Origin of the sequence: Streptomyces sp. E-08 (genome assembly GCF_049913095.1) — a bacterium.
GTDB lineage: Bacteria > Actinomycetota > Actinomycetes > Streptomycetales > Streptomycetaceae > Streptomyces.
Genome location: NZ_CP183971.1, coordinates 106,933 through 128,300 on the forward strand (window position 1 = coordinate 106,933; position 21,368 = coordinate 128,300).

The following is a 21,368-nucleotide window of genomic DNA, read 5'->3' on the forward strand; positions in this document are numbered from 1 at the left end:
CGGTCCGATGATTCGGGATCGCGCGCGCCGCGCCTGCTCCGCCCCCACGGTCCGTCCGTCCTCACGGACGGGTCGCTGCCGCCCTCGTGACGGGAGTTGGTGACATGCTTTCCGACCACGGCCGTTCCCGGTCCCCCTCCCCGGATCCGGATCGCCTGCTCCGCATCTACCTCAACGATCATTACGCGGGCTCGGCGGCCGGCGACGCACTCGTGCGTCGCATGGCCCGGGTGCACGAGCAGGGGCCCGCCGGGGCGCGGCTGCGGGCACTGGTCGACGAGATAGCCGAGGATCGCACGAGCCTGGTGGAGATCATGGCCTCGCTCGACGTTCCCGTGATGCGGACACGTGCCCTTGTCCTGCGATGCGCCGAAAGGGTCGGCCGGGCCAAGCTCAACGGCCGGCTGGTGTCCCGTTCGCCCCTCAGCGACGTGCTCGAATTCGAGTCACTACGGCTGGGAGTGGAGGGCAAACTGGCCCTCTGGCGTTCCCTACGTGAACTCGCCCGCGGTGACGACCGCATCGACGCAGGGACGGTCGACCGCCTGGCAGCCCGTGCCGAACACCAGAGCGCGCAGCTGGAGGACCTGCGGCTGGCGGCGGTGGACCTGGCGCTCGCGCCGAGCGCCCAGCGCGCACCGCACCCGCCTTCCGGCACCGGTCGGCAGCGGTCGCACCGTCCGTTCGTCAAGGTCAGGTGGGCGTCATGAGGGTCGTGGTGACGGGTGCGACGGGCAATGCCGGGACGAGCGTGGTCCACGCGCTGGCCGCGGAGCCGACGGTGACGGACGTGCTCGGCCTCGCGCGCCGCACACCGGACCGGAACGTCCGTGGAGTGCGGTGGGAGGCGGCCGACATCGATCCGGGAGGAGCCGACCTCGACGGGCTGTTCGCGGGAGCGGACGCCGTGGTGCACCTCGCCTGGAAGTTCCAGCCGACCCATGATCCGGTGGAGACCTGGCGCACCAACGTACTGGGCGGGATGCGCGTCTTCGACGCCTGTGCCCGGGCCGGAGTACGCGTCCTGGTGCACGCCTCCTCGGTCGGGGCGTACTCGCCGGGCCCGTCCGACGGAAGACCCGTCGACGAGTCCTGGCCGACCCATGGGTGGCCAGGCGCCGCCTACACCCGGGAGAAGGCATACCTGGAGCGGTACCTGGACGGCTACCAACTGACCCACCCGGACATGCGGGTGGTGAGGATGCGCCCGGGATTCCTCTTCAAGGCCACGTCGGCGTCCGAGCAGCGCCGTATCTTCGCGGGCCCGCTGCTTCCCGGACGGCTCCTCCGGCCCGGCCTGCTCCCGCTGCTGCCCGCCGTCACGGGGCTCCGCTTCCAGGCGCTGCACACCGACGACGCGGCCGACGCGTACCGCCGGGCCGTGGTACGCCCCGTCCGGGGTCCCTTCAACCTCGTCGCGGAACCGGTGCTGGACACCACGGCCGTGGCGCGGCTGCTGAACGCCCGGACCGTGCCGATGCCGGCCTCGGCGGCCCGCGCCGCCCTGGCCGCGGCCTGGCAGCTGCACCTGGTCCCCGCCGCGCCCGGGCTGCTGGACGCCGTCCTGCGGCTGCCGCTCCTCGACGCCGGCCGGGCCCGCGACGAACTGGGGTGGATCCCCTCACGCACGGCCTCGGAAGCGGTCGCGGCCTTCCTGGAGGGCCTCCGCGAAAGCAAAGGCCTTGACACTCCTCCCCTGGTCGGAGCGGCCGCCCTGGCCCGGTGACGTGGCGCGAGAGACCGCGGCGCTGCCGTCCCCCTGAAGGGAAAGCCGCCTGACACGGGAGGCTCCTTGAGAGCCGGGAGCGCCACCATCCGGAGGGGGGAAGGCCGGACGGCGACGCTCGTCCGGCACATGCCCGTGGTCCGGAGCTTCATGCGCGAGACCTGCGAGGAACTCGGCAGGAGCGTGTCGCCCGCGCTGAGCCGGGGTTCCCCACGGGCTCGGCATCCGTGGGCGCGCGTGGGTCAGATCACCCGCCCCTCCCCCGGTCTCCCCCGCCCCTCCCGCGGCCCGTCCGACGGCGACGGTGGTGACCGTGCCGCCGGCCGCGAAGAGCAGGCCGATGAACAGCGTCTTGGCCGCCGCCCGGCCCGCGCCCTGGTCGACGGCCACCGCGACGGCGATCAGGGGCAGTCCCAGACAGGACGCGGGCACCAGGGCGTGCAGCCGCGTCAGCGTGCCGCGCAGGCGCAGCAGGGCCGCCGCGGACAGGAGCACGGCGGCCACTCCGGCCCACAGCAGGACGAGGACGACCACGTGAGGGGGTGTCAATCCGGTCTCCTTCCCGCACGCCTGAGCCGGACGGAGCGGGCGGGTCAGGTGTCGGTGGCGGACTCGCGCGTCTCGTAGGGGCGGCCCGAGACGAAGCGGGTGAAGACGAGGGTGCCGGCCGGGGCGAGCACACCGAGGACCAGCGCGAGGTCCTGGTAGGAGGACCGGTCGTGGGCCTGCGGCAGGACGAGGAACACGGTGCCGGCCACGCTGGAACAGCGACGCACCGAGCAGCCGGCGCACCGCGCTGCCGCGGGACGCGCCGCCCACAGGCAGGCGGGTGTCGCGATGGCCAGGAGGACCAGGGCCGCCACCGCCCAGGCGTTCGCTCCGTGCCGTCCGCTCGGGTCACGGCCCGTTCCACCGCTCCCGCCCGGGCCGCAGGGCGTGCACGAGGACCTCGTCGTCGCGGGGTACGTCGATCACGCAGGTGTCCGGCGACGCGGCGAGGAGCGTAGCGGCCCATCCGGCACGTACCGGGCCGCACGCGCACGCGCCGCACCGTCCCGCCCGTCCCGCCGGCCGTTTCGCTGAGCAGGGCGGCCAGCAGGACGCCCCAGACCGCGCACGACCGAGCCCGGCAGAGCGACGAGGGCGCGCGCCGCGCCGGCGCCTCCCTTCGGCCCCTCTCCGACCGCCAGCCGCATCCTGCGGGCTGCGAACGCCGCGCCCAGCGCGGCGACGGCGGCCACCAGCAGCTCGACCGCCGAGACCGTGCTGACGAGCACCGCGGTGGTCGCGGTCAGGACCGCCCACCAGACCGCGATCTCCAGCAGCCCTCGCATTCCCGGCCCTCCGTCGTCCGTGACCATGGTCCCTCGGTGCGGCGCGCGCAGGTGCGGGTGGCGCGTCGAGGGTCACCCGGGCGGCCCAGCGGCGTCGTGGACGGTCAGTCGGGTGGCTCCGGCGCGCCGGGGTCCCCCGGGCCCGGCGGTCCGGGATTCGGGGGCTCGGGCTCGGGCGCACCCGGATCCGGCGGCCCCGGCGGGACCGGCTCGGGGCCGGGCGGCACGGGCTCCGGCCTGCTGGGCGCGGGCGGGTCGGGTGGGCCCGGCGGTCGCGGCGGTGCGGGCGGGGGCACCGGCGTGATGTCGGGGTCGGGCGGCAGGGGAACGGTGTCCGCGGTCAGCGGGACGCTCTCCCCGCGCCCGTACCACCGCTGCGATACGGGGCTCGGTCCTCGGTCCATGGTCAGTACCTTTCCGAATCAGCGCCAGCCGGTCGCCACGAGCGGCGAACGCCACCGCGCCGGCGCGGCCGGTGCCGCCGCCGGCTCCGCTGATCACGACGGTTCGCGGTGAGGTTGCCACATCGCCCATGTACGTCCGGCTTTCCGCGATCTCGTGGCACAAACGCCCGTGGCTGTACGAGAAGCGGTTCCGGGGCGCGGAGACGCCTGCCCGCCTGCGGCCTGCCGGATCGAGCAGCGTCCCGTCCCGCACGAGCCGTGCGACGAGCGCGAGGTACCGGCCTCGTCGAGGACCGGATTCGGGCCATCAGCCGGTCCGTTCGTGTCCGTGCCCCTCAGTGGCACTTCGGGCGGCAGTCCGGGAGTGCCGCAGGCGACCGGCACACAGTGCGCGCGTCCACCCGCCTCGCGGTCCGCCGCCGGACCCGGGGGACGCTGACGACACGGGCGGACCGTCCGGTCCTGGGAGCGAGCGGTCCGTACGGGAGCGAAGCCGCATACGGGAACCCGGCGCGGGCAGTCGCACGTGAGGGAGCCGGCTGGCTTGCGGGTTCCCGGAGTGTCCCGACGACGTGAAGGAGGGCCTGGTCATGAGCAAGGTGGAGCAGACGATCGACGTGGACGTGCCGCTGAGGAGCGCGTACGACCAGTGGACGCAGTTCGAGGAGTTCCCGCGCTTCATGGAGGGCGTCGAGGAGGTCCGACAGATCGACGACCGGCACTGCCATTGGCAGACCAAGGTCGCCGGGGTCCGGCGTGAGTTCGACACCGAGATCGTCGACCAGCTTCCCGACCAGCGCATCGCGTGGCGCACTACGGGAGGCGACGTGCGGCAGAGGGGCGTCGTCAGCTTCCAGCGCCTGGACGAGAGGCACACCCGAGTACGGCTCGCGATGGACGTGGAGCCCGACGGCATGGCCCAGAAGGCCGCCGATGCCATGGGCGTCCTCGACCGACGGGTCAAGGGCGACCTCAAGCGCTTCAAGGGCTACATCGAAGAACACGCGGAGGCGTCCGGTGGCTGGCGCGGTCGGATCCGCCCCGGTGACGCCGGTCCGGCGGGGGCGGCACCGTCCACAGGGCGCGCCGACAAGGGCCCCGACACCACGAGGGAGGCGCCGGGACCGGTGGAGACGCCCGGCCCGAGGGGGACCGAGTCCTGGTCCCTGCCGCCGGATGACGACCCCGGCATGCGCTGAGCGATGGGCTCTCCGTCCCCAGGACAGGCGGGCTCCTTTCCAGAGCCGCCTGCCTGTCCGCTGGGCGGGGACGACACTGTCGCCCGCCCTGCGTGACCTGTAGGAGCCGAGACATGGACCGCGCCGCGCTCTTCGACATCGACGGAACCCTCGTCGACACCAACCACCTGCACGTCGTCGCCTGGTGGGAGGCCTTCCGGCAGGGTGGCCACCGGGTCTCGACCCATGCCGTGCACCGCGCCCTGGGACTGCCGGGCGAGCAGCTCATCGACCAGCTGCTCGGCCCGTCGCGCGACCGGTCGGAGGACGCCCGTCTCAGCGACGCGCACGACACGCTCTACGGCACCTTCTTCGAGCGCCTGCAGGCCCTCGACGGGGCCGGTGAGCTGCTGCGGACGCTCGCGGGTGACGGCTGGAAGGTCGTCCTGGTCACCTCGGCCAAGGACCGGGAGCTGACCGCCCTGCGCCGGGCCCTGGACGCCGACGACGCCCTCACCGACACCGCCACTGCCGACGACGTGGAGGAGGGCAAGCCCGCCCCCGAACCGGTCCGGCACGCCCTGTCCCTCGTCGGCGTTCCCGAGGACCGGGCGGTGTTCGTCGGCGACAGCGTCTGGGACATGAAGGCCGCACACCGCGCCCACGTCATGTCCGCCGGGCTACTGTGCGGCGGCATCCCGCGCGCCGACCTCACCGAGGCGGGCGCAGCGGCCGTGTACGACGACCCGGCCGACCTCCTCGCGCACCTGCGCACCAGCCCCTTCACGCGACCGGCCTGAGCGCACGTTCACGAAAGCGCCGTTCGGGGGCCGCACATTCCAGAACGGGCCCGACCGAGCCCAGGAGGACGTCATGATCGCGACGAGACGCCTGACCGAGGCCGGGCGGCGCACCGTGGACGAGGCCCGGGGGACGCCGGCCGCCGGGATCGTCGGCGGCGCGACGCCGTTGTCCTTCCCCTGCCGTCGCGTCGCCCCGTACCGCCCGCGGGGCCGGGCGTCGTCACGGAGCACGGACGGAGGCGCGACGTGAACGGCGACGGGCACGAATACCGGATCGCCCGCTTCAGGGACCGGCTCGCCCGCGAAGACGTGGCCGAACTCGGTGTGCGCGTCGAGGTCCGCGGCGAGGCGGTCCTTCTGACCGGCACCCTTCCCACGGCCGGCCTTCGTGCCGAGATCCTGCGGCTCGCCGACGCCGAGCTGGCAGGTATCCCGGTCCGCGCGGATCTTCGGGTGGCCTGCGCCGACCCGCCCGAACGGCCTGAGGAGCTGTCGTGACCTCCCCGGGCGAGCGGAACGGGGCCGTCGTCCGGATCGCGGCCGTGGGTGACATCCATCTGAGCGCGGACTGCCGGGGCCTGCTGCGTCCGTCCTTCGACACGCTGCCGCTCTGCGCGGACCTGCTCCTCCTCGCGGGGGACCTCACCCGGCACGGCACCGTCCCCGAGGCGCAGGTGGTCGCGGGGGAGGTGCGCGACCTCGGCGTGCCCGTGGTCGCCGTGCTCGGCAACCACGACTACCACTCCGAGCGGGAGGCCGATGTCACCCACGCCCTCGCCGACGCCGGCGTCACGGTCCTGGAGGGGGACCACGTGATCCTGCCCGTGGCCGGAGGCAAGGTCGGCGTCGCCGGGGCGAAGGGCTTCTGCGGCGGCTTCGCCGGCCGCAGCGCGGGGGAGTTCGGCGAGCGTGAGATGAAGGAGTTCGTCCGTACCGCGCACCGTGCCGCCGAGGGCCTGCGCCGGGCCCTGGCCGGGGTGTCCGCCGACGGCTGTGGCGCCAGAATCGCGCTGACGCACTTCGCGCCCGTGCCCGACACGCTCGCCGGTGAACCCGTCGAGATCTACCCCTTCCTGGGCAGCTACCTCCTGGCGGAGGCCATCGACGAGGCGGGCGCCGACCTCGCGGTCCACGGGCACGCCCACCTTGGCACCGAGCACGGCATGACGGCGGGCGGGGTGCGCGTCCGGAACGTCGCCCAGCCCGTCATCGGCAGGGCCTTCGCCCTGTACCATCTCCCGCTCGCCGCGCCCTCCCCCACCGCGGATCCGACACGCGACCGGACGTAGGCGGGGACCCGTGCGGGGTGCTGGCACGTGGGGCGGGGGACGAACGTACCGTGACCGGCGCGGCACACGTGCTGTGCCTGTCGGTGACGAGCTCGCCGCGCGAGAGAACGGCCTCGACCCGGCCGGTGATCGTCTCCCTCGTATGCCGAGCGGTCGACGTTCAGGTGATGAGTCAAGGCCGACGACGTCGTGGGGGGCGTTCGTCCGCAGGCCCCGCCACAGCTCCGCCTGGTGTTCGGTGCGCTGCGCGGCTCAGCCTTCGATGCCGGTGGTGGTGTGGGCTGCGCCGACCGGCTTGGACTCCGGGGAGCCGCGCTGGCGCAGGTAGACGGACAGGACGACCATGGCGGCGACGGCGAGGAGTTCGGACTGCCAGTTCTGCAGGGTCCGGTTCCAGAAGTCGGGGGTTGCCACGTAGCCGGCCCAGCTGACGGGGTTCTCGAGCTGGCGGAGCCGCTGGTCGTTGTAGGCGGCGGTTCCGGCGATGGACTGGGCCAGCCAGGACAGGACGAACAGCGTGCCCATGACGGTGCCGAGGGAGCGGGCGTAAAGGGTCTGGCGCCAGTCCTTGGTACCCGCCCAGCGCGGCGAGTCGGGGCGCGCGTGGTCGCCCATGCGCTGCTCCCGCTCGCTTTCCTTACCGGCTTCGTGGACCTTCTTGGACTCCGGGGAACCGCGCTGGACGAGGTAGACGGTGCCGAAGATGTAGAGGAAGAACTGGAGGAACTCCGACTGCCAGTTCTCGGTCACGTCCACAGCGAAGTCCGAGGACATGAGGTATTCACCGAAGCTGAGCGGCTGGAAGCCTTCGATCGACATCTGCTCGTTGAACTCGGCGTGCCCGGCGACGGCCTGGCAGGCGAGAACGACCAGGAAGGCGATACCGAAGGCGAGGGTCAGGCTGTTCTCCCGCCAGAAGCCTTTGCGTGATGCTCGGTTGTCGGTCATCGCTGGAGCGTCCCGATGGTGAGGAAGTAGCCGAGCCCACCGAGGATGACCACCAGGGTGGTGATGAACAGGATCCGCACGCCTCATGCCCCCTTGATCAGGCAGTCGTACGGCTGGTCGGGCCTCGCTGTGCAGCCGGCGGCCACCACTTTCCAGCCGGCGTGGAACAGCGACAGGAACAGGGTGTCGCCCGCCATCCGTACCATCGCCTGCCGCCCGTACGCCTCGACGCTCTGAATGCCGCGCGTCTTGGGCACATCCTGCGATGCCAACGCGGTGGGGCACGCCTTCTGCTCGTCCTGCTCCAGCTGCTGCCGTGTCTGCGGGGCCAGCAGCCGGCAGGCCCGGACGTGGTCGCCGGTGGCGACGGCCGCTTCGAAGGCGGCCCCCACGGCGGCCGCGGCGTCCTGCCGCGGCGCCGGACCTCCGCACGCCGTCGCTCCGACTGCCACCGCAGCCGTCAGGAGCAGCGCGCGCCACGTGCGGCCGGCTCCGGCAGGGCTACGCCGCGACCGGGTCACTTCGAGTCAGCGCTGGGGACGGCCAGCGGGTGACGCGGGGCCTGCTTCTTTCCTGCCTCCAGCTCGCTGCCCAGCTCCGTGAGCCGGTTGCGGCCCATCGCCTTGCGGACCTCGGGGAACCAGTCCTGTTCCTCCTCCTCCACGTGGTGGCGGACCTGTTCCATGAGCACGGTCATCTTCGCCTTGAACCGCTCGTCGCCCGGGTCCATGTCCTTGATCTCCGACAGCATCCACACCACGGCGTGGTGTTCTTCGATGCTCTCCAGGATGTGGTCCGTCGTGTCCGGTGCCGCCTCGCGGGCGGCCGGGTAGAAGAACCTCTCCTCGATCCAGGCGTGGACGGTGAGCTCTTCGATCACCTCGTCGGCGATCCGACGGCGTTCGGCCGTGTCGTCGTCAGAGGTCTTCTCGAAGCGTTTGAAGAGCTTCTCAACGGTCTTGTGGTCCTCGCGCAGCAGCACGATCGCATCCATGCGGCCGCCCTCGTCAGGTGTTGACGCGGCTGTTGGTGCCGTCGTGGCCGTCGGCCTGGTCGTCGTCGAACCAGTGGTCGCCGGTCGCGAGGTACCGGAAGGAGTGGCCGCTGCGCGCCGGCAGGACGACCGTGGCCGCACGCATGCCGTCGTCGCGTACCCGGAGCGGGTGCGCGGCGGGATTCCAGTGGTTGAAGTCCCCCACGACGCTCACCGAACCGTTCGGGCTGTCGGCGGGGAGGACGAAGGTGACCTGCGTGCGGCCCTTGAGCTGTTTACGTTCGAGCACCTGGGACGACTCCTGACGGCTGGGGACTGGATGAGACCCACGCACCGTCACACGGTGTTCTCCGCCGCGACCCCGTACACGCCGTCGGGAGCGTCACCGTCACTCGCCTGGAGGCCGGGGCGATTCGACGGGACCGCGGGCCGACTGTGGGTACAGGTCAGTGACACGAGTCCCGGAGGGCCCCGGCCCCAGGGCCGGCACCACCCTGACCGCCCCTCCGGGCACGGCCTGTACCTCCTCGGCCGGCTCTCGGACGCCTGGGGCTGCGTGCCCCCGGGGCAGCGGCAAGGCCGTCTGGTTCGAGCTGGAGGTGCCGCCCCGGGCCGGACTGCCTCGTCGACCCAGTACTCCAGCTGTAGATCCTGATCTTGCCTGCGTTGAATCAACTGGGCGACCGATCCCGATCATGGAAGGATGCCTGTTTCAGTTCTCCCCCGCATGGCACCCGAACTTCGCGCCACTGCAGTTCACAGCCGCTACCTCGAGCATGAGCCGGATGTTCGTGCAGTCCGCGAGCGTAAGGAAGGTGTTCACCGACCTCACCGCCACCACCGGTGGTGTGTGCTGCCTACTCGACACCGAGACCGAGATCTTTGACATCTGCTGGCTCAACGCCGAGACGTTCAGTGGCGAGACTGTTCCTGGCGCCCGGTTCTCGCACTTCCACGATCTCGTCGCCGCCTGGCGCGAGCCGGCGGAGTAGAACGGTTCGCGCACCAGCTCCGCTGGTCGGACTGGCGACGGCGACACCAAGCCCGTGCCCGCGCCAGCCACTACCAGCGACAGGCCGTCCAACAACCGTGATCAAGATCTACAGCTGGAGCACTAGCCAGGCCGGTTCGTTTGGATCACTTCCGCTGGCCGAGGGCTGGCCTCCTTCCGGCATCGGCGATGGATCGTGGAGGGCCTGTCGAGACGACCTCCGATCCGTCCGCGCGCGCGGAGGTTACGAGAGCGCGTTCGGAACAGCTCGGGATTTTGAGCGCGCGGCCGGCGGCACGGCCGCCCGTCTCCGTTCCGCAACCGCGAGGCTGCGAGCGGGCGGTGTCGGGCGGTGACTGCCTGTGGCGGGACGGAGCACAGCCGTCCCGCGCGCCGCGCCGGTCAGTCGGTCGGTTCGTCCGGCTCGGGGTTGACCGTGTCTTTCCTGGGGTGTGCGCCGGGTCCCGTGCCGGGCTCTTCGGGGTCCGCTGCCTTCCCGCCGCCGACGTCCTCCGGAACGGGGACGGACAGGGGCTCGCCTGCCGTGGCCCTCGGCTCCTCGGGATCGCGGGGAACCGGCTCGTCAGGACGCCGTGGTCCGCGCCGCTCGCTCATCGTGATCATCTTCCTTCCGGAACCCCGCTCCGGCCGCCCTCTCCCCCGTGGAACGGCACCAGCGCGATGCACTCGGCGTCGATTCTGTCCGCGACCTCCGTCAGCGAGTCGACCAGGGCCTCCACGGTCTTCCGTTCGAGGCCCGATTCCTCCTCCTCGCTCGCGGAGTCCAGCCAGCGTGTCGCGAGCCGCCGCAGGAGGTGGGTCACCTCGTCGGCGGGGAGCAGGAGGGGACCTCCGGGGACGTGCACGAGAGACATCGACGCGTTCATGACTACCGACCTCCGACGTACGGGACAGGGGCCTCGGCGGTCCGTGGACGTGGCCTCCGGCCCGGTCGCCGACGACCGGCTGCCGGACGCGGGCCCTGCCACGGTCCCGTCACCTCCTCGCTGACCGACTACCCGTCCCCGCGCCACGTACGCGTCAGGCCGGACCGGACCGGGCGGTGAGAACGGTTGCCGCAGAGGAAGGGCCTCCTGACGACCACCGAGCTGCCGGTGAGCCGACTGATCGGGGCGTCACGCGATGCGGTCCGTTCGACGGCTCCGAGGAACCCCAGCCCTCCCGGCCGCGAATGTTTAAAACCGAACTGATGGTGCACTCGCTCATCAAGGAAGGAAAGGCCACAGGCCATCCCATCCCTTTGATCACCTGCGCTTGCGGGGCACCGCAGCTGCCTGGCTGCGCGGATCGTCAGGAGAGGCCGGTGAAGTACACAGTGGGCCACCACCGTCACGGCAGACACCGGGTTTCCCGATGGAAACCACGGGCCCTCGTGCGCCGGGGTCTGGTGCGCGTCACGAAATGGGAGCTCCGCCTGATGGCCTGGAGTGCGCGGATGGCGCTGCGGCGAGCCCTGCACTCCGTGGTGCCGACGATGGTTCGGCACAGGGGGTAGGCCGAGGCGCGTCAAGGAGCTGTGGAGGGAGGAGAGATGAGCACCTGGGAGAAGACGAAGGGACAGATGGAGCAGATCGCCGGCAGCGCCATCAGAAAGTCCGCCCACGCGATGGGCAACGAGAAACTCGCGGCCAAGGGCGGCGCCTTGCAGCTACGCGGCAAGGCCCGGCGACTCAAGGAACAGGGGAAGGACACGCTTCCCTGATCCGATCGGGGGTACGAGCGGCTGAGCTGGTCACTCCCAGCGCATGGATACGTCACACAGGGAGACAGAAGGAATCATGGGAATACTTGCTTGGATCCTCCTCGGGCTTCTCGCGGGCATCATCGCCAAGATGGTGATGCCGGGAAAGGACCCGGGCGGCATCATCGTCACCACGCTCATCGGCGTTGCCGGAGCTCTCCTCGGCGGCTGGCTGGGCAAGGTCATCTTCCACGTCGATTCCGTCGACGGCTTCTTCGAAGTCTCCACCTGGATCGCCGCCATCGTCGGGTCGCTCATCCTCCTCGCGGTCTTCCGCTTGTTCGCGCGGCGCAGGTGACGGCGATCCGGCATCCGACCTGCCCCACCGCCACGCCATCGGCCGAGCGGCTCGCTCTCGCCCGTCGAGAGTGAGTCGCTCGGCCGCTCTCGTCCGCCGTTCGTGTCCCCCCTCTCAGTCGGCGGGCGGAAGCAGGGTGCCCAAGGGGCCCAGGTCCAGGTTGAGGTCTGCGAGCGTGTAGCCGTGCTCGACACACAGGTCGGTCATGCGGTCGTGCAGGGCGAGGAGGGTGGCTCCGAGTTCCTCTTCCTGTTCGTCGGTGAGGTCGCCCGAGTCGACGCGTCGCAACGCCTGGCGTTCGATGAGCTGCCGCAGCAGTTCGACGACGGTGAGGACGAGCTTGAGAAGGTCTTCCCCGACCGCGTCGGGATCGGTGCGCATGCGGTGGGCCGGCGGCCGCGTCTCCCCGGGCCGGGCCGGGGGCGCCTGGATGAGCCTGAACGCCTGTGCCAGCGGGGCGCCCAGCGCGTCCGGGTGCGGAGGCGGCGGCCCCGAGTACTCGCGGCTCATGGTCGGCTCCTGGGCGTGAAGGGGTCGTCGGAGTTCGTGACGGACGTGATGAGGGCCCGCAGGGAAACGCGTACGAGGTCGATGTCGGCGATCGACAGCACGATGTCGCCCGTGATGACGACGCCTCCCGCGAGGAGGCGGTCGAGGAGATCGACGAGGGCCACCTGACGGCCGGGCAGAGATTCGTCTCGTTCGACGGGGGTCATGATCGAGCACCGGGCCGGTCGGCCTTCTCGGCGTCCGTGTCCGAGGCCGGCGGGGTGGCCGTGCCCCAGGCGGCGTCCGTGTCCGAGGCCGTGTCCGAGGCCGTCTCCGGGGCCGCGTCCGAGGCCGCGTCCGTCTCCGAGGCCGCGTCCGTCTCCGAGGCCGCGTCGGTGTCCGAATCCGGGGCCGCCTCCGAGGCCGGAGGCGGGGCCGCGGCCCTCTCCGCGACTGCGTCCGAGGCCGGAGGCATGGCGAACGAGTAGGGGGCCCAGGGGCCGGTGACTTCGATGCGTATGCCGGGCAGGCCCTGGCCCGCCTGCTCCAGCACGGCGCGGAATGCCTCGGCCTCCTCCTCGGGGACGAGATAGGCGTCGTTGAGGACGTTCTCGCCGTCCTCACCGCGGGTGAGCGGCCCGGTCTGCACGGGATGACGGACGGCTTGCGTGGCGTGGCGGGCGGCGACGACTGCGACACGGTCCGCCGCCCGCCTGGCCTGCCGGTAGCGGTCCTCCCTGGCGTGATGCTGGGCTCGGCGGGCTCGGAGATATGCCTTTCCCGGGCCCGGAGCGTCCCCCGGCGCGGTGGGGTCGGCCCCGCCGTGGGCAGGGACGTCGTCGACCTCGTCGGAGGTGGTGGCGATGTAGACCTTGACTCCGTACTCGGCTTGGCGGCGCAGGAGGGCGAGCCGCGTGGCGAAGGCGTCCCCCTGCTCGCGCAGCGCTTCCAGGGCTCGACCGGAGTCCTGGTAGAGGGTGGCCAGACGGAGGGGCAGGACGATCGTGTACTCGGCCAGGGCCTGGATGACGGCGTGGTGGGCCCTGGCTGTGGCCTCCAGCCAGCCGAGGTCCTCAAAGCGGAGTCTGAGGACCTCCTCACGCCATTGACCGGCCGGAACCTCGCTGATGACGAACACCGGCCCGGGCGGCTCCGCTCCCTGGAGGGCGAGGAGCGTGACCGGTGCGTCACTCACGCCGCGCAGACCCGCCGTCGTCTCATCCAGCCCGGCGGTGAGCGCGGCCACGGCGTAGACATAGATGAGGTCGCCTTCGCCGATCATGGCCCGCCCCTCTCCGTCTCGGCGTCCCTGGGCCGATCAGCTCGGTGCCGTTCCGGGTCTTCCCCTGCTCGGCCGCGTGGGGCGGCGGCCTCCAGCCGCTCGCGGCGCAGGGCGTCGACCTCGGCACGGAGACGACGGTTCTCTTCCGCCAGTGGGTCGCCGCTGTGACGCGAGGAGAGCGAGGGATCGTGCTCCCACCAGTCGATGCCCATCTCCTTGGCCTTGTCCACCGACGCGATGAGGATCCGAAGTTTGATGGTCAGCAGCTCGATGTCGAGAAGGTTGATCCGGATGTCCCCGGCGATCACGATGCCCTTGTCCAGGACGCGTTCGAGGATGTCGGCCAGGCTGGCCGACGAGGACGGCGGGTACGACGCCGTCGCCGCCCGGGACGGAACGGGGGCGATCCGGTGGGCAAGCGGGTCAGTCACGATGCCCGACCTCCTCAGTCACGACAGGCTCTGCCGGTATTGCGTGATCTCCTCGAGCCGGTCGAGGAGTTCGTCCTCCTGGCTGTCGAAGGTGGTCTGGTCGATCTCCCCGTCCTGGAGCCTGCGCTCGAGCTCGGCGAGGGCCGAGTAGACAGGAGCGGGGTCGTAGTACTCCTCGTTCGCCTGGTCCAGGGCCCGCTGCGCCGCCCATGTCACGAGCCGCATGGGCAGCAGCGGCGCGGTCAGCAGCTTGGTCAGCATTCCCATGGCTCTTCCTCGAATCTTCTCGTCCTCTCCCTGCCGTCTCCTGGTCGTCTCCTCGGCGCTTCCGATACCGCCCGCGAGGCCGGGCGACCTAGACGAAGCTGTAAGGGGGCAGCGGCCCGTTGAAGCGGAACTGGACGCCCTCGACCTGCTCGGCGAGGCGGACCTCAGCGTGAAGGAACGCGTCCTTCTTGTCCGCGTGGACCAGGAGGGACACGTTGAGGATGTCGCCGTCGGCCGGGGCGCGGACACTGTGGTCCTCGGCGAGCGAGACGAGCGACTGGACCAGCTGGGCGGCGAGACTCTCCTGTCGCTCCGCCACTTCACCGGCGACGAGCTCCCCGAGCTCCAGCGGCAGCCGCGGGTCGGCGTCGCCGGCCCGGATCCGGTCGTTGAGCTGCCGCGCCCGGTCCGACTGCAGCAGGATCTCTCGAAGCAGGGCGTCCTCGTCCTGGGACGCCTTCACGTGGTACTCGGCGCAGCCCCGCAGCCGATCGAGCGCCTCCAGGTAACCGTCCGCGTGCTCCAGGAGCACTTGAGTGACCGCTCGGTCGTCGGGGGCGGTGTAGCCGAACTGAAGCGGCAGAACCGTTCCGTCGGCCATGAGCCGGTCCTGTACGTCTTGATGGGCGACCAGGTCTCGGCGTCTGGGCCTGATCTCTTCGTCGACGTCCGACACGACCGCCGTCAGTGGACCGGCGGTGACGGCCCGCACGGGTGCGGGCTCCTTTCCGACGCCCGTCAACCCGTCCAGTCGGCACGGGTGAGCAGCCGCGATGATGGAGTACACGTAGAGAGGCATCGTCTACTCCCTCTCCCGGCGGGCGGTCCGGCGGGCGGGCCGACGGCGGCGGGGGGCCTCTTCCTCTTCCACCGCCTCCTCCGGCTCTTCTTCCGGCTCCTCCTGCTCTTCCTCATCGTCGGAGTTGCCGGTGAGCGACTGCGTCACCGCGTCCATGACACCGCCGATGGCGCCTTTGGACTTGCCGCGGGCCCCGGACTCGACCGCGTCGCCGACGACGTCGGTCAGCTGGGCGGGGGCCTTGCGCCCGGCTTCCAGGTCGAGGCGATTGCAGGCTTCGGCGAAGCGCAGGTAGGTGTCGACACTGGCGACGACGATCCGCGCATCGATCTTCAGGATCTCGATTCCCACCAGGGACACGCGCACGAACACATCGATCACCAGACCGCGGTCCAGGATCAACTCCAGGACGTCGTAGAGGCTGCTCGTCCCTCCGCCGGCGCTTCGGCTGACGTTGCTTCCGCCTTGCGGCACCACGGTCATGGCCGCTTCCCTTCATGGGGCCGCCCCTGTCAGGTCGGCCGGTCGATCATGCCCCGGCTGTACCGCCGGGTTCGCTCGTACGAGACCAGCTCGCCCTCCGCGTCCACGGTGACCTTGTAGCTGGCGAGAATGCTGGTGGTGTCCGGGATCCGCGCCAGCTCGAGGACCTCGACCTGCGCCTCCCAGCCGTCCTCGACAGTCCGGAGGGAGGAAACCGACTCGGGCACCTGGCCCAGCAGCTCGGAGACCTGTTCCACCGCGGACCGCATGGCCGCCGCCGCGCCCATGCCCTTGCGTCGGGCGGGGACCTTGCGCGCGCTCTTCTCCCGAGCGACGGTCTTCCGGACGGGCGCCTTTCGTTCCTTGCCCTCCTCTGCCGGAGGACGTCGGCCGCGGCCCGGCTCTGCTGAGGCCATGAGCCTGCTCCCCTCGCGAACTGACCCGTGCGCCTGCCCAGTCAAATACGCGGTAAACACAACGATTCCTCCGGAATTTCTCTTCTCCCCGCGTTCCATGCATATCTCGCACCAGGCAGAGCAGTCCCCGTAGTGACAGCGCGAGCGTTGTCTCCCGCCGCCCGTACGAGGGCATCCCTCGTGGCTCGCGAGTGGTCGAGGCGGCCGGGGCACCAGGTGAAGGGAAAGCTCATGGAGGACACGACCAAGATCGCCTTGGCGGCCGCAGTCGCCGGGGGCTACGTACTGGGACGGGCGAAGAAGGGACGTCTGGCCTTCTCCCTCATCACGTACGCCGCGGGTCGCCGGTTCGGCCTCGACCCGCGTGAGCTCGCGACGCAAGGGTTGAAGAAGCTGGCCGAGATGCCTCAGGTGGCCGAACTCGGCGATCAGATCAGGGGCGAGGCGCTGGACGCGGGACGCAAGGCCCTTGTGGCGACCGCGAACCGCCGGATGGCCGGGCTCGCCGACACCCTGCGCGAACGTACTCTCGCTCTGGAACAGGGAGACGAGGACGAAGCCGACGAGGAGGAGTACGACGACGCGGAGGACGGCTACGAGGAGGAGCCCTACGAGGACGAGGCGGCTGAGGAAGAAGAGGAAGAAGAGGAAGAACCCGAGAACGAGGAGCCGTCGGCCCAGGAGGAACCGGGAGAGGACGAAGACGAGGAGGACGCGGGAGAGGAGGACGAACCACCGGCTCGTCGCAGGACTGCCCGCCGATCCGCCCCCGCCTCTCCGGCCAAGGAGACCCGGCGCCGTGCACCGGCCCGCAAGGCCTCCCCCGCAAAGAAGGCGCCGCCCGCCAAGAAGGCGGCCCCGGCCAAGAAGGCGGCCCCGCGCAAGAAGGCGGCCCCGGCCAAGAAGACGGCTCCTGCCAAGAAGACGGCGGCCAAGAAGTCGGCTCCCGCCGGCAAGACGGCGGGCGGGACCTCGAGTGCCCGGTCGAGGACCTCGACGACAGGCAGGCGAACCACGAGCGCGAGCAAGCGCAGTGCCCCCGCCAAGAAGGCCCCGGCCAAGAAGACCGCGTCGAAGCCGGCGGCCAAGAAGTCAGCGCCGACTCAGAAGAGCACGAGGCGTGCGTCCGCGTCCAAACCCGCGGCGAAGAAGGCAACCGCCAAGACCGCCCGCGGCAAGTCGACTTCTCGGAGGTGAACCATGGCCACCAATCGTGCGAACGGCGACCATTCCGGGTTCGACCGGCTCATGGACGAGGCCACCGCGTATCTGGCCGCTCAAGCCGACCATCTCGCCGACAAGGCCGTGGACAAGCTGGGCGATGTCACCGAGGGCCTCCAGGACGTCGCCGAGAACGGCGGCAGCCTCGGAGACCTGGGCGGCCGCCTGCTGCAGGGCGACTCCCCCGTGAAGGCCGTTCTCGGCACCACGCTCGGCGGACTCAAGGACAAGGTCAAGGATGTGGGATCCGGGCTGCTCGGCGGCAAGAAGAAGAGCCGCAAGGGTGGCGCCAAGTCCATGAACATCGTCGAGACCATCGACGTCGGTCTCCCGTTGCGCACCACCTACGACCACTGGACGCAGTACGAGAACTTCAGCGGTTTCGCCAAGGGGGTACGCAGTGTCTCTCAAGGTGACGACACGACCAGCGACTGGAAGGTCAAGGTCGGCCCGTCCACCCGCAGCTGGAAGGCCACGGTACAGGAGCAGATCCCGGACGAGAGGATCGTCTGGACTTCCGAAGGGGCCAAGGGGACGACACGCGGATGTGTCAGTTTCCACGAGCTCGCCCCCTCCCTCACCCGGATCCTCCTGGTGGTGGAGTACTACCCTGCCGGGCTTTTCGAGAAGACCGGAAACATCTGGCGGGCACAGGGTCGGCGCATGCGTCTGGACCTGAAGCACTTCGACCGCTACGTGTCCCTCTCCAACGAGGAGCCCGAGGGATGGCGTGGGCGGATCGAGGACGGCGAAGTCGTCGTCACCCACGAGGAGGCTCTCGAAGAAGAAGAGGACGAGGGCGAAGAGACGGACGAGGACGCACGGGAAGACGGGGACGAAGGGGGCGAGGCCGAGCAGGATGAGGAACTCGGCGAGGAGGAAGGCGAGTGGGAGGAGCCCGGCGAAGAGGAAGAGGAGGAAGAGGAGGAAGAGGACCAGTGGGAGGAGCCGGGCGAGGAGGATGAGGAATACGAGGAGGACGACGCCTATGAGGACGAGGAGCCCGCTCCCGCCCAGCGTCGACGCTGAGGTCACCGCTCCGGCCCGTCCCGCCTGTGGCGAGTCTCGGACCGTCACAGCCGGGGCGGACCGATCCATCACCGCCCCTCGATCCCGTCCGGGCATCGGCTCGGTCCTGTCCGGACAGCGTCCGAGAGGGCCGACGGCAGAAGCCGTCGGCCCTCTCGGGCGGCGTCGGTCAGTGCTTCAGCGCGTCCTTCGCTTTCTGGGCGGCCTGCTTCGCATCACCGGCGGCCTGCTCGGCGCGACCCTTCAATTCGAGGCTCTCGTTGCCGACGGCCTTGCCCGTGACCTCTTTCGCCTTGCCCTTGGCGGTCTTGCCCATGTTCTTGGCCTTCTTTCCAGCGGCCATTTCCGTCACCTCCGAAGTGAGCTATTGAGCCGGTACCCGTACGGAACGCAACAAAGCGCGATTGAGGAAAGCAACGTGAAGACACCGCCGGAGACATCACCGTGTGTACTCCACTGACCACGGACGAGCCCGAGACTGCCCGCGGACGAGCCCGAGTCCCGCCACGCCGAGCGCGACGACGTGAACTCCCCGGCCGGACCGGCCGAAGCCGGTCCGCTTCACCGGTCGGACTCGGCTGGGGGCAGGTGGATGTCGAGCACGCAGATGTCGTCGCGGTGCCACGGGCGCCCCGCGGCCAGGGTGCGGGCGAGGGTTCCGTCGTCCCCCTCCCTCACGAGGTCGGCAGCGGTGGTGGCGAGCCGCGCGAACCCCTTCTCGATGTCCTCGTGGGGCGATTCGACCAGGCCGTCGGTGTAGAGGAGGAGGTGGTCGCCGGGCCTCAGGGTGAGGTTCGCCTGTCCGTACGATGCGTCGAACGAAGCTCCGAGAAGGCATCCTTCGGGCTGGGATAGGTAGCGTGCCGTGCCTTCGCGGATCAGCAGGGGTGGCAGGTGTCCGGCTCTGACCCAGGTCAGGGCGTGCTCCTCAGGCCGGTAGCGCGCCATCACCATGGTCGCCGTGGGGGCCTGGGTGTCGGTCGCGGTGTGCAGCAAGAGCGCGTTGAGGCGGCTCAGGACGACGGGCAGTTTGGATCCGGTGATGGCCATGCCCTTGGCGGTGAAGCGGAGTTGGGCCATGGTGCCGACAGCCGCCAGACCGTGACCGGCGACGTCTCCGACGACGAAGAGGGCACCGCCGTCGGGGAGCGGGATGGCGCTGTACCAGTCTCCGCCCACGTTCACGCCCGCGTCGGCCGGCAGGTAGGCGACGTCCACGCACAGGTCGGTGAGGGTCAGCGACTGCTCGGGGATCGGCAGCAGCGTCTCCTGGAGCCGGGCGGCGAGAGACTGCTCCGCCCTGAGCATGCCCCGCTGAAGGAGGTTCGCGCGTTCGCTCTCGCGGAGGGCGATCTCGGTGCCGCGCTGGGCGGTGAGATCCTGGAAGAAGCCGTGCACCTCGACGGGGGTGCCGGCCGAGTCCACTTGCGCCTCGGCGACGATCCGGAGGTGTCGTACGCCGCGCGTGGTGGTGATGCGGAACGACTCGTCGATCGCCATGCCGGCGCCCAGCAGGCTCTGAACGGCCGCACCGAGCCGTGGAAGGTCGTCCGGCACCAGATGGGCCGGGAGCTCCTCCAAGGCCATCGGACCCGACGCCGGGTCGCGCGCGAAAATGGTGTAGACCTGGTCGGACCACAGAATGGTGTCGGTCGCCAGGTTCCAGCTCGCCCAGCCGAGGTTGCCCAGGCGTTGCAGGTCGTCCAGTCGTCGCACCTCGCGCTCGCTGGTGTCGTGGCGGATCCAGCAGACCACCAGGCGGCCACCGAGTGGTGACGCCCGCACCGAGTAGACGGACTCGTACGGCACTCCGAGGGCGGTCTCCTCGTACGTGAACGGCAGCCCTTCGTACACCGTCCCCGTCACCAGAGCGTCGAGATACCCGTACCACAGGTCGCTGCCCGCCACCGTCGGATACGTCTCCAGGATGCTGCGGCCGACCAGTTCCCGGCCCTGACGCCCCGCGACATCGACCGACTCGGCCCCCGCCGCGTCGATCCGGAAGTCCTCGACGCGGCCGTCGGCCGAACGCAGCGGGGTCAGCAGCACCGCCGGCCCGGAGAGGACATCGAAGATCCGCTGGACGGCCGCGACGGTCTCGTCCTGGTCCCAAGGCTCAGGAGGGCTCGGCTTCCCCGTCCCCCGCAGTTGCCCCTCGCACAGCCTGACCGCGCGGCGGAGGAGGCTCTTCGTGCCGTTGGCGAAGGGACCGGACACCGTCCTGAAGAAGCCGACCGTGATCGACGGCCGCTCCCCCGAGATCGGGATCCAGGCACGCGAGGGCCAGGCTCCGGACGAGCCGCCGATGAGCAGGTAGCGCTCCGCGTCCAGATCGGGGTTCTCCAGCCAGACCGCGCGGGCCTCGGTCAGGGCTTCCAGCGCCGCCACGCCGACCAGCGGCGGCACATGACTCCACTGCTCGGCCAGGGCCGGGTCGAGCCCCGCCTGGCCGGCCAGATCGAGACTCCCCGGGGCAGCCAGGGCGTAGATCACGACGGCATCCACCTGCTCGACATCGCCGAGGGTCAGCTTGAGCAGCCGGGCCACGTCGCTCGCCGTGGTCGCGGCGGCCAGGCCCTCGGCCAGGCGGGCGAGGGTCACCCGCTGGGCGTCGTCGGCAGGGCGCACCGCGTACCGAGCGGCGTCGAACGGGGACGTCCCCCGGCTGCCCACGGCTGCCGGCGGCTGCGCGGGCGCCCTGCGGGGTGTGAGCCCCGTGCCTCCCAGTGTGAGCCAGCATTCCTCGGCCAGGGTGTGGTGGTGCCGCGCAGAGCGCTCCTGCAGGAGTTCATGCGCCTCTTCGGCGGAGATCCGCTCCTGGGCCATGAGCACGCCGGTGGCCCGTTCGAGGACGGCGGCAGCCGCGGTTCCGGCCTCGAGGTCCGCGACCTCGGCCCGCAACCTGGTGACCACCTTGGCCAGAGCGAGCACCTCTGGAGACGCGCCGTCGGCCGAGGACACAGGCTGGTCCTCCATATCCCGAGCATGCCACACCTGCAGGTCCCGGGCCGTCCCGTCCCGGCATGGCCGTATCCCGTCCGCGCACTCGCCGGGCCGGGCGGCGCATAGCGGTGCGCCACTCCCTTGGAGCACACCTGCGAAGGCCCCGTCCTGGCCCTGTGGCTCCCGGCGGAGCCGACGTCGACGGACGCGCCGCCGTGACCGTGCGCCTGCACGCTCCCCTCCATGCCTGCCGGCCCCGCCGTGCGCCAGCGCGTGCCCGC

Annotated in this window: 29 protein-coding genes and 1 pseudogene; 12 read left to right on the top strand and 18 right to left on the bottom strand. The window is 70.9% G+C overall.

Annotated elements, in window-relative coordinates:
- The first annotated feature begins 104 nt into the window (after positions 1 to 104).
- On the top strand, positions 105 to 710 hold the full coding sequence (locus tag ACN9MM_RS00575; protein WP_426361740.1) for a hypothetical protein: 606 nt from the start codon (positions 105 to 107) through the stop codon (positions 708 to 710).
- A complete protein-coding gene (locus ACN9MM_RS00580; protein WP_426361741.1) occupies positions 707 to 1,726 on the top strand; it encodes an NAD-dependent epimerase/dehydratase family protein in 1,020 nt (339 codons plus the stop codon). The genes ACN9MM_RS00575 and ACN9MM_RS00580 overlap by 4 nt, the downstream gene beginning before the upstream one ends.
- Here the strand turns inward: ACN9MM_RS00580 and ACN9MM_RS00585 are convergent.
- From ACN9MM_RS00585 to ACN9MM_RS00595, 3 genes are all read right to left on the bottom strand, one after another.
- A complete protein-coding gene (locus ACN9MM_RS00585; RefSeq protein WP_426368623.1) occupies positions 1,622 to 2,260 on the bottom strand; it encodes a monovalent cation/H(+) antiporter subunit G in 639 nt (212 codons plus the stop codon). The two genes, ACN9MM_RS00580 and ACN9MM_RS00585, sit on opposite strands and share 105 nt — an antisense overlap.
- A gap of 59 nt (positions 2,261 to 2,319) precedes the next feature.
- On the bottom strand, positions 2,320 to 2,484 hold the full coding sequence (locus ACN9MM_RS00590) for a monovalent cation/H+ antiporter complex subunit F (protein ID WP_426361742.1): 165 nt from the start codon (positions 2,482 to 2,484) through the stop codon (positions 2,320 to 2,322).
- 213 nt (positions 2,485 to 2,697) lie between these two features.
- Positions 2,698 to 3,087, bottom strand: coding sequence for a hypothetical protein (locus tag ACN9MM_RS00595; RefSeq protein WP_426361743.1), 390 nt, complete (start codon positions 3,085 to 3,087; stop codon positions 2,698 to 2,700).
- Between the two features lie 967 nt (positions 3,088 to 4,054).
- Between ACN9MM_RS00595 and ACN9MM_RS00600 the strand changes: the two are divergent.
- From ACN9MM_RS00600 to ACN9MM_RS00620, 5 genes and pseudogenes are all read left to right on the top strand, one after another.
- Positions 4,055 to 4,522, top strand: a pseudogene (locus ACN9MM_RS00600) (SRPBCC family protein); the annotation flags it as partial.
- A 254-nt stretch (positions 4,523 to 4,776) separates the two neighbouring features.
- Entirely contained in the window at positions 4,777 to 5,442 is a 666-nt protein-coding gene (locus tag ACN9MM_RS00605; protein ID WP_426361744.1) for an HAD family hydrolase, read from the top strand.
- A gap of 73 nt (positions 5,443 to 5,515) precedes the next feature.
- The gene (locus tag ACN9MM_RS00610; RefSeq protein WP_426361745.1) at positions 5,516 to 5,695 is read left to right on the top strand and encodes a hypothetical protein; all 180 of its coding nucleotides are present in this window, start codon (positions 5,516 to 5,518) and stop codon (positions 5,693 to 5,695) included.
- A complete protein-coding gene (locus tag ACN9MM_RS00615; RefSeq protein WP_426361746.1) occupies positions 5,692 to 5,943 on the top strand; it encodes a hypothetical protein in 252 nt (83 codons plus the stop codon). The genes ACN9MM_RS00610 and ACN9MM_RS00615 overlap by 4 nt, the downstream gene beginning before the upstream one ends.
- A complete protein-coding gene (locus ACN9MM_RS00620) occupies positions 5,940 to 6,734 on the top strand; it encodes a metallophosphoesterase family protein (protein WP_426361747.1) in 795 nt (264 codons plus the stop codon). Before ACN9MM_RS00615 ends, ACN9MM_RS00620 begins: the two co-directional genes overlap by 4 nt.
- Before the next feature lie 252 nt (positions 6,735 to 6,986).
- Here the strand turns inward: ACN9MM_RS00620 and ACN9MM_RS00625 are convergent, their stop codons facing one another.
- The 4 genes from ACN9MM_RS00625 to ACN9MM_RS00640 all read right to left on the bottom strand — a co-directional run bounded on the left by ACN9MM_RS00625 (position 6,987) and on the right by ACN9MM_RS00640 (position 8,965).
- Complete coding sequence (locus ACN9MM_RS00625; RefSeq protein WP_426361748.1) at positions 6,987 to 7,682, bottom strand: DUF6766 family protein; 696 nt, start codon at positions 7,680 to 7,682, stop codon at positions 6,987 to 6,989.
- 83 nt (positions 7,683 to 7,765) lie between these two features.
- Positions 7,766 to 8,074 carry a hypothetical protein gene (locus ACN9MM_RS00630; RefSeq protein WP_426361749.1) on the bottom strand — a complete coding sequence of 103 codons (309 nt, stop codon included), beginning with the start codon at positions 8,072 to 8,074 and terminating at the stop codon, positions 7,766 to 7,768.
- 125 nt (positions 8,075 to 8,199) lie between these two features.
- A complete protein-coding gene (locus ACN9MM_RS00635) occupies positions 8,200 to 8,676 on the bottom strand; it encodes a hemerythrin domain-containing protein (RefSeq protein ID WP_426361750.1) in 477 nt (158 codons plus the stop codon).
- A gap of 13 nt (positions 8,677 to 8,689) precedes the next feature.
- Positions 8,690 to 8,965 carry an isoamylase early set domain-containing protein gene (locus ACN9MM_RS00640; protein ID WP_426361751.1) on the bottom strand — a complete coding sequence of 92 codons (276 nt, stop codon included), beginning with the start codon at positions 8,963 to 8,965 and terminating at the stop codon, positions 8,690 to 8,692.
- Between the two features lie 496 nt (positions 8,966 to 9,461).
- On the opposite strand from ACN9MM_RS00640, the gene ACN9MM_RS00645 reads away from it, so the two are divergent.
- A complete protein-coding gene (locus ACN9MM_RS00645) occupies positions 9,462 to 9,668 on the top strand; it encodes a hypothetical protein (protein WP_426361752.1) in 207 nt (68 codons plus the stop codon).
- A 619-nt stretch (positions 9,669 to 10,287) separates the two neighbouring features.
- On the opposite strand, the gene ACN9MM_RS00650 is transcribed toward ACN9MM_RS00645, so the two are convergent.
- Positions 10,288 to 10,542 (bottom strand): DUF6213 family protein, encoded by a 255-nt coding sequence (locus ACN9MM_RS00650; protein WP_426361753.1) that lies wholly within the window; start codon positions 10,540 to 10,542, stop codon positions 10,288 to 10,290.
- Positions 10,543 to 11,219: 677 nt separating this feature from the next.
- On the opposite strand from ACN9MM_RS00650, the gene ACN9MM_RS00655 reads away from it, so the two are divergent.
- Together ACN9MM_RS00655 and ACN9MM_RS00660 are read left to right on the top strand one after the other, a co-directional pair.
- The gene (locus tag ACN9MM_RS00655) at positions 11,220 to 11,390 is read left to right on the top strand and encodes a hypothetical protein (protein WP_426361754.1); all 171 of its coding nucleotides are present in this window, start codon (positions 11,220 to 11,222) and stop codon (positions 11,388 to 11,390) included.
- Between the two features lie 76 nt (positions 11,391 to 11,466).
- Positions 11,467 to 11,727: a GlsB/YeaQ/YmgE family stress response membrane protein gene (locus ACN9MM_RS00660; RefSeq protein ID WP_426361755.1), complete on the top strand. Its 261-nt coding sequence runs from the start codon at positions 11,467 to 11,469 to the stop codon at positions 11,725 to 11,727.
- 114 nt (positions 11,728 to 11,841) lie between these two features.
- Here ACN9MM_RS00660 and ACN9MM_RS00665 read toward each other — a convergent pair whose 3' ends face one another.
- The 8 genes from ACN9MM_RS00665 to gvpO form a co-directional block, all read right to left on the bottom strand.
- The gene (locus ACN9MM_RS00665) at positions 11,842 to 12,237 is read right to left on the bottom strand and encodes a gas vesicle protein K (protein ID WP_426361756.1); all 396 of its coding nucleotides are present in this window, start codon (positions 12,235 to 12,237) and stop codon (positions 11,842 to 11,844) included.
- Positions 12,234 to 12,443 carry a gas vesicle protein gene (locus ACN9MM_RS00670; protein ID WP_426361757.1) on the bottom strand — a complete coding sequence of 70 codons (210 nt, stop codon included), beginning with the start codon at positions 12,441 to 12,443 and terminating at the stop codon, positions 12,234 to 12,236. Before ACN9MM_RS00670 ends, ACN9MM_RS00665 begins: the two co-directional genes overlap by 4 nt.
- Entirely contained in the window at positions 12,440 to 13,498 is a 1,059-nt protein-coding gene (locus ACN9MM_RS00675; RefSeq protein WP_426361758.1) for a GvpL/GvpF family gas vesicle protein, read from the bottom strand. The genes ACN9MM_RS00670 and ACN9MM_RS00675 overlap by 4 nt, the downstream gene beginning before the upstream one ends.
- A complete protein-coding gene (locus ACN9MM_RS00680) occupies positions 13,495 to 13,929 on the bottom strand; it encodes a gas vesicle protein (RefSeq protein ID WP_426361759.1) in 435 nt (144 codons plus the stop codon). Before ACN9MM_RS00680 ends, ACN9MM_RS00675 begins: the two co-directional genes overlap by 4 nt.
- Positions 13,930 to 13,947: 18 nt before the next feature.
- Positions 13,948 to 14,196, bottom strand: coding sequence for a gas vesicle protein GvpG (locus ACN9MM_RS00685; RefSeq protein ID WP_426361760.1), 249 nt, complete (start codon positions 14,194 to 14,196; stop codon positions 13,948 to 13,950).
- A gap of 88 nt (positions 14,197 to 14,284) precedes the next feature.
- Positions 14,285 to 14,995, bottom strand: coding sequence for a GvpL/GvpF family gas vesicle protein (locus ACN9MM_RS00690; protein WP_426361761.1), 711 nt, complete (start codon positions 14,993 to 14,995; stop codon positions 14,285 to 14,287).
- A gap of 3 nt (positions 14,996 to 14,998) precedes the next feature.
- On the bottom strand, positions 14,999 to 15,478 hold the full coding sequence (locus ACN9MM_RS00695) for a gas vesicle structural protein GvpA (protein WP_426361762.1): 480 nt from the start codon (positions 15,476 to 15,478) through the stop codon (positions 14,999 to 15,001).
- Between the two features lie 29 nt (positions 15,479 to 15,507).
- Positions 15,508 to 15,894: a gas vesicle protein GvpO gene (gvpO, locus tag ACN9MM_RS00700; protein ID WP_426361763.1), complete on the bottom strand. Its 387-nt coding sequence runs from the start codon at positions 15,892 to 15,894 to the stop codon at positions 15,508 to 15,510.
- Positions 15,895 to 16,125: 231 nt separating this feature from the next.
- Here gvpO and ACN9MM_RS00705 point away from each other — a divergent pair, with 231 nt between their 5' ends.
- Together ACN9MM_RS00705 and ACN9MM_RS00710 are read left to right on the top strand one after the other, a co-directional pair.
- Positions 16,126 to 17,091 (top strand): histone protein, encoded by a 966-nt coding sequence (locus ACN9MM_RS00705; protein WP_426361764.1) that lies wholly within the window; start codon positions 16,126 to 16,128, stop codon positions 17,089 to 17,091.
- 3 nt (positions 17,092 to 17,094) lie between these two features.
- Positions 17,095 to 18,144: an SRPBCC family protein gene (locus ACN9MM_RS00710; RefSeq protein ID WP_426361765.1), complete on the top strand. Its 1,050-nt coding sequence runs from the start codon at positions 17,095 to 17,097 to the stop codon at positions 18,142 to 18,144.
- Positions 18,145 to 18,313: 169 nt separating this feature from the next.
- On the opposite strand, the gene ACN9MM_RS00715 is transcribed toward ACN9MM_RS00710, so the two are convergent.
- On the bottom strand, positions 18,314 to 18,487 hold the full coding sequence (locus ACN9MM_RS00715) for a CsbD family protein (protein ID WP_426361766.1): 174 nt from the start codon (positions 18,485 to 18,487) through the stop codon (positions 18,314 to 18,316).
- Between the two features lie 218 nt (positions 18,488 to 18,705).
- Positions 18,706 to 21,120 carry a SpoIIE family protein phosphatase gene (locus ACN9MM_RS00720; RefSeq protein ID WP_426361767.1) on the bottom strand — a complete coding sequence of 805 codons (2,415 nt, stop codon included), beginning with the start codon at positions 21,118 to 21,120 and terminating at the stop codon, positions 18,706 to 18,708.
- Positions 21,121 to 21,368: the final 248 nt, after the last annotated feature.